Raw genomic sequence first — 18,184 nt, forward strand, 5'->3', positions numbered from 1 at the left:
AAAATCCGGTCCTCGGAAGTCCCGATTTCGTGCCTGGGTGCGACTATAATAAATGAACATATTGCCACCCACAAAGTAATCCTCGCGCTGTGCCAAGGCTTGGTGGGTTAACTGAATCAACAGATTCATGGCAATGCGGTGACGGTTACTTTCCAAGGGTTCTCCATCATCAAAAATTAAATCAGTGGGTGGCATTTGGGGTTCCCAATCCACCACGGGAGGTGTTGGGGAACTCGGAGTTTGAGTCATTTCCGTTGACATAATCCAACTCCTCAATCTTTAATAGTCTGTCTTATTATTGTATCGGGTTTCTCATAAGAGTTATTTATGTGTGGGCGCAAGGATGGTGCCCCTACATTTCGATTGATATACCGTACACACTTAAGGAGTAGAAACTTCTTCGGTTCCAGGAAAGTCTTTGTAGAAATGATCAAAGCTGATAGCGTGAGACAGAGGAAAATTGCATTTGGGTGATTATACATTGAAAACCCGTTCTCATTACTGGCAACTGTTGCCTTATCTTCGCCCTCAAAGAGTTACCATTGGGCAAGCCTTAGCTTGTACTGTGGGATTTGTCGCCGTGTGGCCCCTCTTGGCTTGGTTAGCGGGGCGGATTGCGGCTTATGTAGGACAAGGGAATGTTGACGCGATCGCACAAGTTGCCGGATTTGCTGCTTTAATTTTCTTGGGTCAGAAGCTGGCACAGTATGGGCAAGACACCCTAATGGCAAAGGCGGCTTTGTCGATTACACTGGATTTGCGGAAAAATGTCTACGCCCACCTGCAAACCCTGAGTTTGGACTACTTTGAAACCACTAGAACCGGGGACTTATCCTATCGACTCACTGAGGATATTGACCGCATTGGCGAGGTGGTAAACAAGTTCTTTCACCAGTTTCTCCCTAGCGTCTTACAGTTGATTGCGGTCTTCGCTTATGTGGTTTACCTGAATTGGCAACTTACCCTGGGTATTGTACTCATTGCCCCACTGATGGGTCTATTAATTGGCTGGTTTGGCGAACGGATGCGCCAATTTTCCCGGCGGAGTCAAAATCGGGTGTCGGATTTATCGGCGTTGCTGATTGAAGTCTTTAGTGGGATTCGGTTAGTTCAAGCGTTTGCGGCTGAAGATTACACATTAGAGCGATTTAGTCAAGAGGCAGAACACAATCGAAACGCCAAGTATGCGGCGGAACGGTTAAAGGCGATTCAGTTTCCGGTGGTGGGGTTTCTGGAGGCGATGTGCCTGTTATTGGTATTTTTACTAGGGGGATGGCAAATTGCCCAAGGTAACTTAACTGGGAGTGAATTTGTCAGCTACGGGGCGGCGGTTGCCATGCTTATTGATCCGATCGCGATCGTTACTAGCAACTATAACGAGTTTAAGCAGGGTGAGGCATCGGTTGATCGCATCTTTGAACTGTTTGCGATTGTGCCAACGGTGATCGAAAAAGAGGGGGCGATGATTCTACCCCCGGTTACGGGTAAAGTCGAATATCGCCAGATTAGCTTTGCCTACACTCAAGCCCAAGAGAACTTGGAAAGGGCGGGGTTTGACGAAACATTATCATCAATCGCCAAAGATCAAGACGCGCCATGGCAAGACGCGCCATGGCACGTCTCTACAGGTAAAACGCCTTGGGTGCTGAAAGACTTAAGTTTTCTTGCCCAGCCAGGAGATGCGATCGCACTGGTTGGGGCATCGGGTGCGGGTAAAACCACATTAGTTAATTTACTCCCCCGTTTCTATGATCCGCAAGCCGGAGAAATCCTGATTGATGGGATTAATATCCGAGACGTTACCCTCAAAAGCCTACGGCGACAAATTGGCATTGTTCCCCAGGAAACCACCTTATTTTCTGGCACAATTGCTCAAAATATTGCTTTTGGTCAAAAGGACTTTGACTTAGAAGCCGTCCAAGATGCCGCCAAAATCGCCAATGCCCACCAATTTATTATCCAATTCTCCCAAGGGTATCACACCTGGGTTGGAGAGCGGGGGATTAACCTATCTGGAGGACAACGACAACGACTTGCGATCGCGCGGGCAGTTCTCCTCAATCCCAGTATTCTTATCTTAGATGAAGCCACCTCCGCCTTGGATTCAGAATCAGAAGCCTTAGTCCAAGAGGCATTAGAACGGATTATGAAAGAGCGTACCGTGTTTATCATCGCCCATCGCCTCACCACGGTGCGCCGCGCTGACCGAATTTTGGTGATGGAACAGGGACAGATTATTGAGTCAGGAACCCATGCCGAATTGTTAGAGCGAGAGGGACGTTATGCGCGATTCTATGCTCAACAGTTTACTTAGGGTCTGCTGATGGTGGGGTTAGAGAGCAGGGGAAGCTGGGGGAGCGATGTAGAGACGTGCCATGGCGCGTCTGGAAGCAGGGGGAGATGGAGGGGCAAATCTTTATGGCTGAATCCCTATTACTAGGCAAACGTTATCGACAGTTGCTTGAGGGGAATGCCAAGTCAGAAGCGATCGCCGAATTGCTTCTATTACCGTCTGATCCTTTACCGATGAGGCTTTCTCATTAATCGTGAGCTGTTGTATACGACGTTTGCTAATGTAGAACTCGAAGACGAGAAACCCGCTAACATTTGGGGATAACTGGATTGATTGTAGACGTTGAGTTAAACGCGCGATCGCATCTTCGTTTAGTCCAGATGCACTAACAATGTGTAGGCGATTCGGAGTAGACGGAGCTGTCGGAAGCGGAGCTTTTGCAGTCGATTTCATCTTTTGAGTTCTCGATGGCGCTGGCTCAGGGGTAGGACTCCATTCCTCATCGAGTTCATCGAGTTCCATCATATTGGGACTGATCAGGGTGATATCAAACTCGTCTTGTGCTGCTGACGAAAAACCATCATCAAACTCACAAAAAGCCATCTCACAAAAATCAAAATCATCGGTTGCTTCTACTTCGACATCGCCAAAAATTCCCTGATAACTGATCCCTTCCGGCATTTCCACGGGAACTTGTACAGAAACAGAATGATTATTGGGATTGACGCGCACTTCATCACTGACAGCAATAAAAGCGGTATATTGAGACAAGAGTTGATAAGTTAAAGCCGTATCCGTGACAGTTTCTACACCAACTTTTGTCTCTCCCTGCACCATTTGATTCATCAAGTCTTTAATCCGGTTACGACCCCAAAGTTGGGCAATCGCAGGATTTCCTGTCTCCTCAAAGTTAAGCTCAAAACTCTGCTGGTACTGCTGTCCTCCAGCAATCGTTCCTGTTACTTCTAGCCTTCCAGGTAGAGCGTCTTTTTTGCATCCAAATAGGACTAACGGCTGTTCAGCAAATAAATCAGGTGGCGTCGCCGGATAAATGATGGGAGGTTCACCCTCGCCTTGCCAGTACAATTGAATATTCGTCAGCACTGGATTATTAATTTGCCAAAAGAACTGTTCTGCGAGTTCTTCAGTCGGCTCATCGTAGCGGACAATCCGGGAAATTCCCCGTCCAATTTCAGCAATTCGATTCAGGAGAAAACGATTAACCGAACTTCCTGCACCAAAACTGTGCAAGCGATTTCCTAATTTTAAATGGCGTTGGACTTCTGCCAGGATTTGATTTTCGTTGCCAATATAACCATCAGTTAGTAATACAATACTCCGTAATCGTCCCGGATCAACCTCTGGGAAATTTAGCACCGCCTGAATTCCCCGCATCAGTTGAGTTCCGCCACTGGCGTTTAACTGATTGATATACTTGATGGCGCGGTTGCGATTTTGTGCTGTATTTGCCAAGGGAACGGGTGAAAGTTGGCGGGTAGTATCTGAGAAATCGAGAATGGTGAACGTATCGTGGGGATTAAGTCCGTTGATAAAGCAGCGCATTAATTCTTGACATTTGGTTAAGGGTTCACCACTTTGAGAACCTGATGTGTCAATCAAAAACACTACATCTTTGGGGACGAATTGATCGGGGTTATATTCAATCGCTGGAATCAAATAAACCGCAAAATGTCCACCGCGACTATCGGTTTGAGAGAGGACTGTAGTTTGCGTGCGATCGCCTGCGACTTGATAGCGTAAAATTAGGTCTTTATTGGGAATGGTGTCTCGGCGAGATAGGGTGATTCGCATTCGCTGATCTTGGCGTTCAAGTTGAATCTGATGTGAGGGAGAATACACCTCTTGAATCTCAACCCCAGCCTCAATGTCTACAGTCACATTAATATTATGTCCAGAACGAGTTCCAGGGGGTAAAATTGGCGCATTTAAGCGAGACGCATCTGGCACTAAATCGGTGTCTTTATTTAGGGTCATTGGTGCAGGTGCTGAACCCCCGCCTAGAGTATTTTCATCAATCGTGGTTCCAGTAATATAACGAGATCCTACCACCATGGGAAAGACAAACTCGTAACTTCCCCCAACAAATTTTAGGCTATCGGTGTAGCGAATTATCACATCAATTTGCTCACCGGGTTGGATATTAGCCAGGGATTGAGTAAAAATGTTAGCCCGTTCCTGTTCCAGCAATCCGGCGGTGCGTCCTTGTTTTTTGGCTTGTTCGTAAATGGCTACTGCTTCTTGGCGTTTTTTGATGTTACCCTTATTTGTGCGATCGCCGATGCGAATCTCCATATCATCGACAGCCGCTTCATTGGGTAAGGGGAAGATATAGGTAGCTTCTAGGGGAGTGGAAAAAGGATTCTCAAAGGTTTGTGTCACCTCCACCCGCGAGACATTTCCTGTCACCTTGGCTTGTACGTCAGTATGCTTCAGGGGAAAGACTAGCGGGTTTCCTGTTTCAGATTGAACGTATAACCCACCAAATTGGGGAGGTTGGGGTAGAACGGTTGATTTAGTCTTCTTGGTCTTATATTTCATTTTCCATTGACCTGATTTTTCAAGTAGGTAGTATTGCGCACTGACATTGGGACCAAAAACAATCTCATCTTCATCTTCAAGCTCATGGACTTGACATTTTTTTTCATTAACTAATAGTCCATTAGCACTTTGCTGACCTTTGGCATTACCATCAACAACTTTGTAAACATAACTGCCATCGTCTCTAACTTGTCGAACTAATGTTGCATGGTGGCGAGATATAAACATTGAGTAGAGGCGGATATCGCATTGTGGATCTCTACCTAGGGAGTAGACTGATTCTTCCAAGGTATATTCTTTGCGCCCCTTGTCGTCTTCAATAATCAACAAATGGGTGGATGGATTTAGCATGATGGTTCTCCTTTTTTTTCAGTAAGCCCCGACACCCGCCAAGAACTCAAGTTCTTGGCTAAAAGCTTAAGTCCATTAAAATGGACTACAAGTCTTATCTAGTCAACTCGATTCTGACTTGAGCTTGGGTGCCTTGGGTTTCAATTCAAGGTGGTTTAACAGGGAGCATGTCAGATTTGCATATAACGCGATAGTTAAACAAGGGAGTTGGGTTACTCAAAAAGAAGGCTTCGCCTACGTTCCAAGGGTCCAACCTACAAAAATGACATACACCCGTTTAACACTTCTGTCTGTCTATCCTCAGCCTAAGGGCGGTTTTGAGGGGAAAGTGTTCAGTCTTTGACTCACCCTTTGACTCAGTAATTGACTCAGTAGAGGTTGTGGTATCGTGTCCCTACCCGATGGGGCTGATTAGGCGTTACACTTGCTGTTGAGCTTGTTCATCAATGGCTACAGCATCTTAGTATAAATGGCACGCTCCAGTCAGCGGTTTTGGACTGGAGTTTAGACCCAATCCGAAACCTCATATAGGGGGTGAGCAACGCTTACCTTTCCTGTTTAATTTTGATTATTATTCTCATACACGGACGACCAGGAATTCAAATACATGGAGGCGTTAATTCTCTATGCAAAGGATGAAAAGATGATTCAATTCTTGGAGAAATTATTTACTTCTCTGTGTCAATCTGTGTCCCCCACTATTTAGGCTTCTGTCGGCGTCATCCCTTCTGTGTCCTCTGTGTCTTTGTCAAGACTTGGTAATGATTCTTATTGTAACTTTAACAAAATACATGCGTTTAAGGGGACATTGGGCGTGAGACAAGAATCATGAATTATACAAAGTTTTTACAAAGATTCAAGGGGTTTAGCTGTGCCTGGATTATTTTTGCCCACAAAAAACCCACCATAAAGAGTATACCTTAAAATCGCACACTCTTCTCACAATCGCCGTAACCCCTGAAAATTCGTATCTTTTTTCCAAAAAGAGGTAAAAAATGAGCAATTATGACGTTTTGTTGAGACGAGACTCTGATTGGAAAATTTAAACCGTTCTGGAGGAAAGAATGGTTTAAGTTATCAGGACTTGACAAGTTGAGCCGAAATGACATCGAGTCAAGGGAAGCATAACAGTAGCGAAGCCGAAAGAAAAAGCCAAGGGGTATTTAGTGGATAGTGGTTATCAAAATAAGTGCGATCGCCCAGGAATGATCGGCTCTAATTAGTCTAAAGTCGAAATTGTCGAAACCCTTGATATCCCGTAGGGTGGGCATTGCCCACCAGCTTTAAATCAGTATCATGATGTTACTTTTAATCATGCGATCGCCAATGCGAATCTCCATGTCATCAACGGCGACTTCATCAGATAAAGGTAAGAGGTAGGTGTCTTCTAAGTAGGTGGACACAATTAATGGCATAAGACGGATTTGCTAGAATATAGGTTCTTGGCTCTCATCTAACTCTAGAAACACACATATTTGAACGAGTGATTAGCGAACCTCAAGCAGAATATTTACTGTCTCAGTGTGAGACGTGGCTCGGCACAAAATTAAATAAACTTCGAGAACATCTTAAAGGTGAACATGAACAGACGAAATCTCACTTATGGGAACTCATCGTGCTACATGCAACAGCTTCTGTTTCATCTCTAATTCAGCCTGAGGGAGAGCAAGAAGCAGTCCCTGATATTTTCTTGCAGCCTGATAACTGCGAGCCTTTTTGGGTAGAAGTTACATATATTACCCCTCGTAACCAGCAACAAGAAACTGATATAATACGTTTTCCTTCTTGGGTGAGAGAAGAATTATCCAAAGGAAAGGTTGCTGATTCACAACACCTAAGAATCAGACTTAAGCCTGCTGATACTAGCAAAGATGTACAAGTACCGCCAAACAATTCCTGGAGACAGTTACTTAAGACAGATAAATGGAAAACCTTTTTAGCTGAGCTTAAATCGGGTAACTTCAATTCAACTTTATGTCTTAGAGAAACTGACAATGCAAATGTAATTGTGACAATTGAAGGGATAGAACAAGGAAATTTTGTCTCTTCATCCTTTCCAGCCCCAAATGTACCAAAATGTGCTGAAGACCATCCAATTTATCGGAAAATCAAAGAAAAGGCAGAGCAAGCCAAGAAATGGGAAAGATCTGGCAAAAAGTATGAACCGCTGGTTCTTTTTATAGGTGCTTCTGAACGCCTACATCAAATCAATGATCATGGTACACCCTCATCTATTAGTCTTGAGCAAGCTGTATACTCTGCTCTAGCAGATACGGAACAGTGGGATTTAACAACAACTTTGAATGCGATAGGAACTGCACCTTGGCCTGGCACAAAAGCGCGTAGACAAAGAGTTAATGGTTCCAGGTTGATTTCGGCTGTGGTAATCGTCACGATTAAAAATGAATATTCTGGCTTAAGGTGGAGAAAACGAGCCAGTAGACCTATCGTGATCAAGAACCCTCATCCTGATGTAGAGTTAACGGCACAGCAGGAACAACTTCTTCATCAAATAAATCTTAATCAGGTTGAATATGGATCTGGTTGTGAAAGCTGGGAGGCACAACAATCACAGAGAATTCCTGTAGCATTACAAAGATACAAGGAACGAGAAGGTCGTTTTGTTTTTAGCCCTGGATCAGATTTTTCTTTTAACATAGAGATTCGATGCAATCTTGTAGCTCTGTTCCTAGCCGGAGATATTACTGATTGTGAGGTTTGGGATAATAAAAATTCAGGCAGTGATGATTATCCAACTCTCAAAAAGCGAATAGGTGATGATCTGCGGCTTGCGGCAGAACTAAACCTAAAAATAGTCAATGTTAACTTTGTTAAAGTAGATCCTAAATTGAGAGAGCAATCACGCATTAGGTTAGAGTTTGGTGCATTCACTGCTCCTACAGATCCTATTAATGATTCTCCTAAAGCCTACATAGAAACTGATGCTAGCGGTGCTTTTACACTCAAGCTTGCCCAGAACCTGATAACGCGCCTGTTAGCCGGAAAAATTACGGCTGGTGAAGTGTGGAAGATTGAGAATAATAAACAAATTGGTGATTTATTAAAAAATGCAGTGAGTAGAGGTCAAGATATTATAGATGCAAAGCTCGTTCAGGTTAGTTCTGACCCTGAAAGTGAACCTGCACTCAGCTTAAACTTCAGCGCTCCTACCGACACGACAATACGTGAGGACAAAAAAATAATTCGTGAAGAAAAAAAGCGAAGAAAAAATTAAATATCAGAAAACTAGACAACAAGGAATAGATAAATTAAACAGGAGGAGAACGAATTAAAACAGATGAAACCACCTTAACCGCCTGAATAACCCAAAAACTTGAAGCCTTGGGAGTTGAATTGTCGGATTAAATCTATGTTAAAAGAACTCCGGTTCAGTGACCATGCTCTGTTTAAACTTGACTTGTTAAGTCAACGAGGAATTGTGATTCATCAGGACTTTGTTATTGACACCATCCAGGCTCCGGATAGACGAGAATTAGGAGAAGGAGAAAAAATCACAGCACAAAAAAACTTAGACGATAACTTAGTGTTACGAGTTGTTTATCGAGACTATGAGGCATTCATTTTAGTGATTACATTGTATCCAGGTAGAAGGAGTCGCTATGAAAAAAATTAGATACAGCAAAGATGTAGATGCACTCTTGATTGAGCTTTCAGAGGATGCGATCGCCTATGCAGAAGATGAAGGACGGATAATCCTTCACTACTCACTTAATGACCAGCTCGTGCTGATTGAGATTTTAGATTTCAAGCAGTCTATGTCTGAAGAGATGATTGCTGAACTTGTTTCAACATCTTGATTTTTATCAATTGCGATCGCAGTACCATCGGTACTATGGTGGGCAAGGTTTAAAGGGCATTTAACTCTTACCAACAAGCAATGGTGAAACCTTGCCAACCCTAAGATGTAATTTTAGCTACCTTACCATTCTCCAAGTAATGTCAGGATTTTAGTCGGTGTTTGTACCATTGAGTTACCTTTACAAGCAGACTGCTATTGTATCAAGCCCATAACGATTAAGGGCGGGTTTTGTTGAACAGTTATCGGCGGAGTAAGCGCATTTTAGTCACTAAACCAGCCCCTACAATTGATAGACATGCCAGGATATGTCTCTACACGACTTACTCTGTCTTCCCCACTACTAGCTGCTATTACTGGATCGACGCTCTAGAGTCCCCTAGCTAAACTAGAATAAGTTGAGAATTGTGGGCAGGAAAGCAAGATGGACACACCTATCCTGGATAAGCTTATTGAACAACTGAAAATTATGCCTCAAGACTTGCAGTGGCGAGTGCTGGAGTTTGCACGCGCTTTAGCCAGTTCAACAATTCAAGGTGTCCCCGGGCGACAATTACTTACGTTTTGCAGGTTCAATCCCACCCGATGATGTTAAGTTGATACGCCAAGCAATAGAACAGGACTGTGAACAAGTTTATCTCAATGAGTGGTAGATATTGATTTAGACAATAGGGGAATATAAAACACAAGTAAACCTGCATTTTTTGCCGAATTAACCCATAACTCAAGTCCATGATTAATAGACAGTATAGGGATTTTAGTCCCTTTTAATGGACTTAAGCTATAAGCCAAGAACTTGAATTCTTGGCAGATACTATCCTCATCGCTCATGCTACTATGACTAACTCGCTCTCCGCATCCACAGAAGGATTAACCATTGTAGACCGAGCCAGGAAACGTTATGGCTGGACGAAAACTAGCACCGCCTGTTGGTGGGAGGATGCTCATACCTCTAGAGCGACTCTACGCCGCTTTTGGCGCGGGGAACGGATTCAAAAAGATGCCTTTATTTCTATCTGTCAAGCCGTGGGTATCAGCGATTGGCAGGCGATCGCACAATTCCCAGAAAGCCTAAACCCTAATGTACCGGAACTCCAGTCTCCCCTGATTGATTGGGATGAAGCGCCGGATCTGGATCATTTCTATGGACGAATTCAATCGTTAAATCAGTTAGAGGAGTGGATTACTAAAGATAATTGTAAACTCGTGGCAATTGTCGGAATGGGTGGGATTGGCAAAACCGCCCTCACCGTTGCTCTATGCGATCGCATCCAGTCTGACTTTGATTGTCTCTTATGGCGATCGCTAACTTACCAACCCTCCCTGCTAACGCTACTCGACAGTATCCTGAATACATTTGAACCAACCATTGTTCAAGATATTCACTCAGGAATAAGGCAACTGAGGTATCATCTACAACAGCGTCGCTGTCTACTGGTACTTGATGGACTCGATTCGGTTTTGCACCAGAAAGACAATATTGAGGACTACAGTAAATTGTGGCAAACCTTAAGCCGCAACCGCCATCAAAGTTGTATTCTAATCACCAGTCGCGAACAACTCCCCGGATTTGATGCGATCGCGGCTAACTCGAAAGGGGTTCGCTGCTTCAGGTTGCAAGGCTTAGAACAGGCTGATGCAATGGCATTACTGCAAACTGGCGGATTCACGGGTCAAGAACAGGGATTATCGGCTCTGTGCCAACTGTACCGGGGTAATCCATTGGCATTGAAAACCATAATACCGTTGATTCAGTCGATTTTTGCCGGGAATGTTACCGCGTTTCGCCTCCAGAATACTATCGTTATCGGCGATCGCCTGCAAGCGTTACTCACCCAGCAATTCGATAGATTGTCTGAATCTGAACGATCCATTGCCTACTGGTTAGCCATTTGGCAGGAACCGATCACATTATGCCGATTGCAAAGCCATTTGCTCTATGCTTCTGATCCGAGTGTCATTTTAACCGGAATTGCCGCGTTAGAGACGCGATCGCTCCTAGAAAAACGATTCAGCGCTGATACACCCTCCTTTACCCTGCAACCCATGGTGATGAAAGTGGTAACAGATCGATTAATAGAACAAGCCGTCAGGGAAATTAATCAGGTTATCCAAAGCGATGATATCAGCCATCTGCACATCTTGAGAACCCACTGGCTAATGCGCCCCGGTACTGATGATATTGCAGGCGATCGTCTTATCTTTCAACTCCGGGAACAATTGTTTCATGTGTATGGCGATTCCTTCTCTCAAACCCTGCTGCAAATTCTCTTCCGGCTACAGGATTGCTCTCCTCAAGTTGTGGGCTATGCCCGATGCAATCTCACGGCACTTCTTCAGGAGTTCTGAAGGTTTTGCCCAACTTACACTTAAGGTGACATCCTCCTACATTCAATCAAAGTAAGACATGTAGGCAACATTTAGTACAATCAAAAGTTAGACTTCCAGCGTTTTATACTAAATTCAGAACAGACCACGTCACCGCCCCCACAATCCCATCTGCAGTCATCCCCTTTGAGCGCTGAAACGCAATAACGGCGGCTTTTGTCTTGGCACCATAGATCCCATCAGCAGGACCCGGATCAAAGCCTTCTTGCTGCAAAACCTCTTGGACTTGCTTCACTTGGGAACCCACGGAACCTTCCTGGAGTGGTAAAAAAGGCTCTAACGGTTGATTGCGCCATTTTTGGGAAAACTCCACCAATGTCGCCTCAGATAGTTGTGCTTGTAACCACTGAATGGCTTGGGTTTGATGGGGGAGTTCCCGGTAATACCTATAGGTATCGAGGAGTTGAACCTGGGTGAAAGGAGTTTGTGGATTCAAAGGTTTACTTCCCCCCGGTGTTGTATCCGGCGCTGTCGGAGTCCCAGTATCGATGGGAGGTGGCTGTGTCGGTTGAGACACCCGTTCTAACACCTTCCACGTATTCGGTCCAACCAAACCATCAGGTTCTAACCCATAAAACTTTTGGAACAAAACTACCGCATCTTCAGTACCCGCGCCAAAAATACCATCAATTGGACCCGGATTAAACCCTTGAGCGCTGAGAATTTGTTGGAGTTCTTTCACTCGTAGTCCGGTGTCTCCTTCCCGCAAAACTTCGATGAAAGATGCTCCTAATCGCTGACGGACTTCCTGGCGTAAGCGAGGTAATTGACTGTATAACCAATCTCCAGGACATTGAGTAGGAGAAAAGTCGCGATGTCCGAGAATATTATCCGGGTTAATCTTAGTCGTTGAGCAAATCGAGGCGCATAATTCAACCAAACTATCCCACTGTTTGGCATTCATTTGATAGGTGATAAATGTGCCTTCATTTTCAATACCTGGCGACTGATTCCCTTTATTACTACCCGCATGGGATGAACGCACACTGCGTCCTTGTTTAGCCGCATTCAGACTTCCATGTCTGCCTTCTAGCAAATATCCGCCCGTTGTGTTCAAAAAATTGTGACCCGAATCAATCCAACCAAAGCCATTTACATGGGCTGTTTGAATGCTGCGGGCGAAGGTTTTAGCACCCGTTAATGTCCCTCTGGAGACATCATTGGGGGGATTAGGAGTCGCTGTATGATGAATGATAATATATTGCGGTCTCGTTTGTCCGGGCCACTGTTTTGGGGGTCTAGCGCCCCATTCGTTCGTTGAAATAACACTCGCTGTAAATGCCATACCGATTGTCTCCCTCCATTCAATCTAAATCAGCCGCCAGCTTACTCAAACCAATAGGATTTGTGCTGCATTCTACCTAATTCCTGCTCAGTAGAATGCGTTATCTTTTGTTGATATTTGCTATTCTACATTCGGGTTTACTACCACCAAACGCAAAATGACACCAACACGGCAAACTGTATCCTTACCCGAAATCCAACTGTCTTATCTAGAGTGGAAGCAAGGTTCAGAACCCTTGTTACTACTCCATGGTTTAGCGGATCACGCTTTAGTGTGGTCGAGTTTAGCCGAGTATCTGCCTGAGAGCTATCATATCATCGCTCCCGATATGCGGGGTCATGGGGAGAGTAGTAAGCCTGACGATGATTATACCTTTGCCAGTGCGATCGCGGATTTGGAAGCCCTGATGAATCACTTGGGATGGTCATCAGCCCATATAATTGGACATTCCTGGACGGGTAAATTAGCCCCGATTTGGGCAAAACAGCATCCCGAACGGTTTCGCAGCATGGTTTTGGTTGATCCGATTTTTATCTGGAAAATGCCTAGTATGCTCAAGGTTACATTCCCTTTGTTATACCGGATTTTACCGTTTCTCAAAGGAATGGGTCCGTTTGAGAGTTATGAAGACGCCGAACAGAAAGTGCGTCAGTTAAGTCAATATCAAGATTGGACGCCGTTACAGCAGCAAGTTTTTCAAGCCAGTATCGAGCAGAAACCCGATGGTTCTTGGGGGAGTAAGTTTACCGTGGCTGCCCGTGATGGTACGTTTGAAGATGTGATGCTCGTCGCCGGATTAACGGTTCCGATTCATATCCCTACCCTGTTCGTGCAACCGGAAAAAGGGGTAAATCGCCAAGACTGGCAACTGAAACCCTATAAAACCTATTTAAAAAATTTACAAGTTCGTCAGGTTCCTGGTAATCATTGGCCCTTTTTGGTCGCGCCAGAAGAATTTAACCGAACGGTAGAAGCGTTTTTAGAGCAACATAGAGAAGCTACCGCTGAACCTGGATGATCTTCATAGGTTTAATTGATTGACAAGCTTAAGCTGTCATGCATTTAAATTGGGTATTAGTAGCGAGCAAGATGCTCGCATTACAACAATTTTGCCATTATTGACATTAAGAAGGTTTAAATGCCGAACGGCTTAACCCGGTCTACCCATCATAACCTGCGCTCTCATTCACGATACATTTTTAATGAGAGTTACAAACTGCCAACATGACAAAACCTGCTCACTTGATGATTAAATCCCTGTATCAGGCAATCAACCGCAGGGATATTTCCGCCGCTATAGACTGCATCGATGATGAGTGCGTCTATGAGGATCTCAACTTTCCCCAACCCTTTCGTGGGAAAGCCGCCGTTCAGCAGCTTTTTGAAGAATCCTATCAAGGTGTACCCGATGACTTACTATTTGTTATTGATGATATTACAACAGGAGATTCATCTTCCACGGGTGTCCTTTGGCATGTTGAACTCGATGGTATTCCCTTTCCCAATGGACGAGGCGTCAGCTTTTATCGCCTGTCTGAAACCACGGGTAAGTTAATTTACGCCCGTGATGTGGTTGAACCGCCAATTAAACCCGGTAAAGTTGCATTCTGGATTATTCGATTGGTTACTCCTCTGGTACGACGACTGCTGAAACGCCAGCCAGAAACCCATGCTATGGCTAAATCAGAACAACCTCAGCCATGGGTTGCGATCGCGTTGGCACTGGTGGCGATAGTCTATACTTATGTCCTCTTGCTTTCTCCACCCAATCAACTTCTTCCCGGAGAACCAATTTGGGCAATTCAACCCGAAACCTTACAGGAAATTCTAGATGAGTCGCTCAATTTTTTCTTGATCTTACCGATTCTCAATGCGGTGGGTATTCATGTCATGGAGTCCCCGACGGTTCACCCTACCCTGGAAGCACTGTTTAACTTTGCCGAAGCCTGGATATTTATGTTTCTCCCCTTACTGTTACTTGACAAAAGAGGACGCCATTTACCTAAGGTTTTGATGTGGAGTGTGGCAATGTTCCTGACGAATGTTATTCTTACGCCTTATATGGCGCTGCGTTATACCGTTCCCCCTCCTCAAGACAAGGATGAACCTGAAAAAAGCTGGCTAGCTCGTCTTTTCGGATGGATAGGACTGATTGTGGGTACTCTAGCTATTGTATGGGGTTTTGTCGGAAGACCGGAGTTTGGAGATTTAGCACAGAGGGCGCAGTATTTTAGAGAACTGCTAATGAATAACCGGGTGACTATCGCATTTTGTGTTGATTTGGTGCTGTTTTCCATTTTCCAGGGTGTACTGTTAACCGCCGTCATTCCCTCTAATAAAAGGGGGCGCTGGCTGCGATATGTTCCCTTCTGGGGATTGGCGGTTTGGCTGATTATCTGATTTGTCTTATGTCTTATGTCATTCGTCTTATGTCTCAGGTTTTGTGCAAATCATTGAAGTTGCTTAAAGCACAAAACGTGTCAAAATAGATAGATGTAACGAAAGATGAATTTAAACCGATGGGAGAACAACTGAGTCAAGTCCTAGAACCTATCGCGGCGTGGTTTCGCACGTTAGGCGTTCCTGAACCGATTGTTCACTGGGGACATCCTGTCATGATGGGAATCGTGATATTTGTTCTTGGTAGTTTTGTCGCCTATATGGGATGGCGTAGTCGGTTGACGAAGGATGGGGAAGTGGCGGCGAAAAGTCGTGCGTCTCACCGTCAGCTTGCACCGTTGATGTACTTGTTTATTGCGCTGGGGTATACCGGAGGAGTTCTTTCCCTTGTGATGCAGCATAAACCTATTTTTGAAAGTCCGCATTTTTGGACAGGTTCTTCTGCTGTCATTTTGTTAGGAATTAACGCGCTGATGACGTTTGGTTTTGGGGGTGATAAGAAGGAATCGTTTCGTACTGCTCATGCTTATTTGGGGAGTACAATTATGATTCTGCTGGTTGTTCACGTTGTTCTTGGTGTAAAATTGGGTCTTTCAATTTAAAACCTTAATATCAACAACTGCAAAATCGTTGTAATGCGTTAAGCGAAGCCATGCCGCAGGCTTTGCATCTTGCTCGCTACCCATGTCAACAACTCAATGGTGCAACTACAGTTAATGACGATCGCCTTCTATAATAGTCATAATTGCCCGATCCAGCAGTTCAATCGCTTCATTTTCATAATGATAGGTTTTAAACTTTTGTCCAGATTCTATCACTTCTGGGCGCTTGGAGGGACGGCGATTATAATGGGATTGATAAAGCTGGAGCGCCAACGAGCCAATCGAAGTCTTTTGCCCTTTAGTCGCATCAATGTTGAGTTCACGGAGTCGCATCGCCACGCTAACAAATTGTTGATTGGGCGATGCTGGAACCTGCATCGTTCTCACCTGATTAAGTGCATCAATTAAAGTTTGCTCAGACTCAGATAATAATAAAGGCAACTGAGTATATCGGCGCATTGGTTTATCGACACTGACGGCAAACTTTAAGGTTTCTGGTCTACCAACGGCGATAAATCCACCGTAGCTGGCACGAGTCATTGTGGTGTAGAGAAGTTGACGAGAAAGCATCCGGTGGTTTGAAGGCGACAGAGGCATAATGACATACTGAAATTCACTACCTTGAGCCTTATGACACGTTAGGCAAAACGAATGCATAATCTGCTCAAAAATGCCGGGGACATAATCAACAACCGCGCCGCCTTCAAATGCAACCTTAACCCGTTCTGGCTGGGATTTAGGATGAACCTCAATTACCCAACCCCCTTCGCCATTCATCACCGCCGGGATTGTATCATATCTATTCTTCAATTGAATCACGCGATCGCCAACTCGATACACCACCTCCCCCGTTTCCACTTCTGGCTGTTCCGGTTGTTTTGGGTTAAATAGAGGCTGCAATCGTTTATTTAAGGCTTGAACCCCAACCACCCCTTTCTTTTGGGGAGCAAGAACCATTACCTGATCTTTTAAGTTAACCTGATCACGCTGCATCTGTGCCACTAGCTCGACAATGGTATCAGCAATTGCTTCCGGGGTGTGGCGACACAGCAGGGCGCAATCGGAAACCTCTTGCCATTGGAGAGGAGACTTAAACCGCTGCAAATTAGGAACCACGCCACGAATGACATCTTCTGCGGCATAGATAATCGGACTTTCTTCCGGTTGGCGGTAAATCTTTTTCAGGCGAGAACAGGGTACAACTTCAGATATCAGTAAGTCGCGCAGCACCATTCCCGCGCCCACACTCGGAAGCTGATTATGATCCCCAACCAATACGATTCTCGTATGGGGTTCTAAGGCTTTTAAGAGAGAATTAAACAGGAAAATATCGACCATACTAAATTCGTCAATAATTAACCAGTCAATCGGCAAGGGGTTATCCTGATTAAACTCAAACTTTTGACCATACCCTCGCCACTGAAGGAGACGATGAATCGTTTGGGCATCTAACCCGGTGGCGTTCTTCATTCTTGTCGCCGCCTTGCCGGTAGGTGCAGCTAAAGCCACCTTGAATCTACACTCCGTTAGCCAATTGATCAAATACTTCAAAATATGCGTTTTCCCTCGCCCAGCACCCCCCGTAATAATGCTAATTGGTTGGGCATAAGACTTTAACAGTGCCTGTCGCTGTTCTGGAGCCAGCACACTAGACTCTCGCCATTCTACTGCTTCTAGTTTTTGTAACCACTCCTTTAACGGTTCGATAGGCAGTTGGCTCCGAGAGGCAAAATACAGAATCAATTGGGCAACATTAACCTCCGCCCGATAAATTGGTTTTAAATAGAGCGACTCTGATAACCGTCCCTCCACTACAATTTTTTGGGTGAGCGCATTCTCTAATACCTGATTAAGTAACCGGGGATTCGGTGTATGTCCGGGACAACTCAATAACCCTAGTGCTGCTTCAATAAGTTCGGAGCTGGGGAGAAAACAATGCCCCTGATTTCTGGCATCTTGTAAAGTTTGAATGATCCCTTGCTCATAGCGCAGAGGACTATCAGGAGGCATCCCCAACTTTAGCGCTAAACTGTCAGCTATCTTAAATCCGATTCCATCAATCTCATTAATAATCTGATAAGGGTTGGTGTTGAGGACAGATGCTGTACGCTGATCATAGTAGTCCGTCAGTTTCAGGGTTAACCCCAAAGATATCCCCATCCCCAGCAACCAAGCTTGAGTCCCTCGGACGGGATTATGCTTGCTTTTCTCCCAAGCCGAGATGATGGCATCAATCCGATATTGGGATAACCCAGGAATAAGTTTGAGTCGTTGGGGTAAGAACTCCAGAACCTCAAGAGTATCCGAGCCAAAATATGCCGCCAGCAAAGCGGCTGTCTTTTTACCAATGCCATGAAATATGCCACTGGCAAGATACTGTTCAATTTCTGATTGCTCTAGCCTGGGTAATTGATCGTGGTTGTCTGTCGGGAAAGCCATTGACATGATTGATTGCCCCCTGAACAGGTGAACAAGAAATCTTCAATTAT

General features: G+C 44.8%; 13 protein-coding genes and 1 pseudogene. 9 read left to right on the top strand and 5 right to left on the bottom strand.

Annotation, left to right across the window (positions count from 1 at the left end; all coding sequences use genetic code 11):
• Positions 1 to 261, bottom strand: a pseudogene (locus tag RH949_RS15185) (Uma2 family endonuclease); the annotation flags it as partial.
• A 220-nt stretch (positions 262 to 481) separates the two neighbouring features.
• On the opposite strand from RH949_RS15185, the gene RH949_RS15190 reads away from it, so the two are divergent.
• A complete protein-coding gene (locus RH949_RS15190) occupies positions 482 to 2,314 on the top strand; it encodes an ABC transporter ATP-binding protein (RefSeq protein ID WP_446354226.1) in 1,833 nt (610 codons plus the stop codon).
• A gap of 102 nt (positions 2,315 to 2,416) precedes the next feature.
• Here the strand turns inward: RH949_RS15190 and RH949_RS15195 are convergent, their stop codons facing one another.
• Together RH949_RS15195 and RH949_RS15200 are read right to left on the bottom strand one after the other, a co-directional pair.
• Positions 2,417 to 5,203, bottom strand: coding sequence for a VIT domain-containing protein (locus RH949_RS15195; RefSeq protein ID WP_446354228.1), 2,787 nt, complete (start codon positions 5,201 to 5,203; stop codon positions 2,417 to 2,419).
• Between the two features lie 1,283 nt (positions 5,204 to 6,486).
• Positions 6,487 to 6,618 carry a hypothetical protein gene (locus tag RH949_RS15200; RefSeq protein ID WP_446354230.1) on the bottom strand — a complete coding sequence of 44 codons (132 nt, stop codon included), beginning with the start codon at positions 6,616 to 6,618 and terminating at the stop codon, positions 6,487 to 6,489.
• 200 nt (positions 6,619 to 6,818) lie between these two features.
• Here RH949_RS15200 and RH949_RS15205 point away from each other — a divergent pair, with 200 nt between their 5' ends.
• The 5 genes from RH949_RS15205 (at position 6,819) to RH949_RS15225 (ending at position 11,369) form a co-directional block, all read left to right on the top strand.
• The gene (locus RH949_RS15205; RefSeq protein WP_446354232.1) at positions 6,819 to 8,438 is read left to right on the top strand and encodes a hypothetical protein; all 1,620 of its coding nucleotides are present in this window, start codon (positions 6,819 to 6,821) and stop codon (positions 8,436 to 8,438) included.
• A gap of 135 nt (positions 8,439 to 8,573) precedes the next feature.
• Positions 8,574 to 8,837, top strand: a complete 264-nt coding sequence (locus RH949_RS15210; protein WP_446354234.1) for a DUF4258 domain-containing protein — start codon at positions 8,574 to 8,576, stop codon at positions 8,835 to 8,837.
• Positions 8,824 to 9,021, top strand: coding sequence for a DUF2283 domain-containing protein (locus RH949_RS15215; protein ID WP_446354236.1), 198 nt, complete (start codon positions 8,824 to 8,826; stop codon positions 9,019 to 9,021). The genes RH949_RS15210 and RH949_RS15215 overlap by 14 nt, the downstream gene beginning before the upstream one ends.
• 423 nt (positions 9,022 to 9,444) lie before the next feature.
• Positions 9,445 to 9,609: a hypothetical protein gene (locus RH949_RS15220; RefSeq protein ID WP_446354238.1), complete on the top strand. Its 165-nt coding sequence runs from the start codon at positions 9,445 to 9,447 to the stop codon at positions 9,607 to 9,609.
• Between the two features lie 248 nt (positions 9,610 to 9,857).
• Entirely contained in the window at positions 9,858 to 11,369 is a 1,512-nt protein-coding gene (locus RH949_RS15225) for an NB-ARC domain-containing protein (protein WP_446354240.1), read from the top strand.
• Between the two features lie 103 nt (positions 11,370 to 11,472).
• Here RH949_RS15225 and RH949_RS15230 read toward each other — a convergent pair whose 3' ends face one another.
• Positions 11,473 to 12,693, bottom strand: coding sequence for a peptidoglycan recognition protein family protein (locus tag RH949_RS15230; protein WP_446354242.1), 1,221 nt, complete (start codon positions 12,691 to 12,693; stop codon positions 11,473 to 11,475).
• Positions 12,694 to 12,850: 157 nt separating this feature from the next.
• Here RH949_RS15230 and RH949_RS15235 point away from each other — a divergent pair, with 157 nt between their 5' ends.
• The 3 genes from RH949_RS15235 to RH949_RS15245 all read left to right on the top strand — a co-directional run bounded on the left by RH949_RS15235 (position 12,851) and on the right by RH949_RS15245 (position 15,695).
• Positions 12,851 to 13,711, top strand: coding sequence for an alpha/beta fold hydrolase (locus tag RH949_RS15235; RefSeq protein WP_446354244.1), 861 nt, complete (start codon positions 12,851 to 12,853; stop codon positions 13,709 to 13,711).
• A gap of 206 nt (positions 13,712 to 13,917) precedes the next feature.
• A complete protein-coding gene (locus RH949_RS15240; RefSeq protein WP_446354246.1) occupies positions 13,918 to 15,093 on the top strand; it encodes a nuclear transport factor 2 family protein in 1,176 nt (391 codons plus the stop codon).
• Positions 15,094 to 15,212: 119 nt separating this feature from the next.
• A complete protein-coding gene (locus RH949_RS15245) occupies positions 15,213 to 15,695 on the top strand; it encodes a DUF4079 domain-containing protein (protein WP_006103391.1) in 483 nt (160 codons plus the stop codon).
• Between the two features lie 111 nt (positions 15,696 to 15,806).
• Here RH949_RS15245 and recD2 read toward each other — a convergent pair whose 3' ends face one another.
• A complete protein-coding gene (gene recD2, locus RH949_RS15250) occupies positions 15,807 to 18,140 on the bottom strand; it encodes an SF1B family DNA helicase RecD2 (RefSeq protein WP_446354248.1) in 2,334 nt (777 codons plus the stop codon).
• Positions 18,141 to 18,184: the final 44 nt, after the last annotated feature.

This window comes from Coleofasciculus sp. A1-SPW-01 (assembly GCF_040217205.1).
Classification (GTDB): Bacteria; Cyanobacteriota; Cyanobacteriia; order Cyanobacteriales; family Coleofasciculaceae; genus Coleofasciculus; species Coleofasciculus chthonoplastes_A.

Bases quoted from the DNA above. Each gene is read 5' to 3' on its own strand.
- RH949_RS15195 (WP_446354228.1), bottom strand. From the start codon at position 5,203: ATGCTAAATCCATCCACCCATTTGTTGATTATTGAAGACGACAAGGGG.
- RH949_RS15200 (WP_446354230.1), bottom strand. From the start codon at position 6,618: ATGCCATTAATTGTGTCCACCTACTTAGAAGACACCTACCTCTTACCT.
- RH949_RS15210 (WP_446354234.1), top strand. From the start codon at position 8,574: ATGTTAAAAGAACTCCGGTTCAGTGACCATGCTCTGTTTAAACTTGAC.
- RH949_RS15215 (WP_446354236.1), top strand. From the start codon at position 8,824: ATGAAAAAAATTAGATACAGCAAAGATGTAGATGCACTCTTGATTGAG.
- RH949_RS15220 (WP_446354238.1), top strand. From the start codon at position 9,445: ATGGACACACCTATCCTGGATAAGCTTATTGAACAACTGAAAATTATG.
- RH949_RS15225 (WP_446354240.1), top strand. From the start codon at position 9,858: ATGACTAACTCGCTCTCCGCATCCACAGAAGGATTAACCATTGTAGAC.
- RH949_RS15230 (WP_446354242.1), bottom strand. From the start codon at position 12,693: ATGGCATTTACAGCGAGTGTTATTTCAACGAACGAATGGGGCGCTAGA.
- RH949_RS15235 (WP_446354244.1), top strand. From the start codon at position 12,851: ATGACACCAACACGGCAAACTGTATCCTTACCCGAAATCCAACTGTCT.
- RH949_RS15240 (WP_446354246.1), top strand. From the start codon at position 13,918: ATGACAAAACCTGCTCACTTGATGATTAAATCCCTGTATCAGGCAATC.
- RH949_RS15245 (WP_006103391.1), top strand. From the start codon at position 15,213: ATGGGAGAACAACTGAGTCAAGTCCTAGAACCTATCGCGGCGTGGTTT.
- recD2 (WP_446354248.1), bottom strand. From the start codon at position 18,140: ATGTCAATGGCTTTCCCGACAGACAACCACGATCAATTACCCAGGCTA.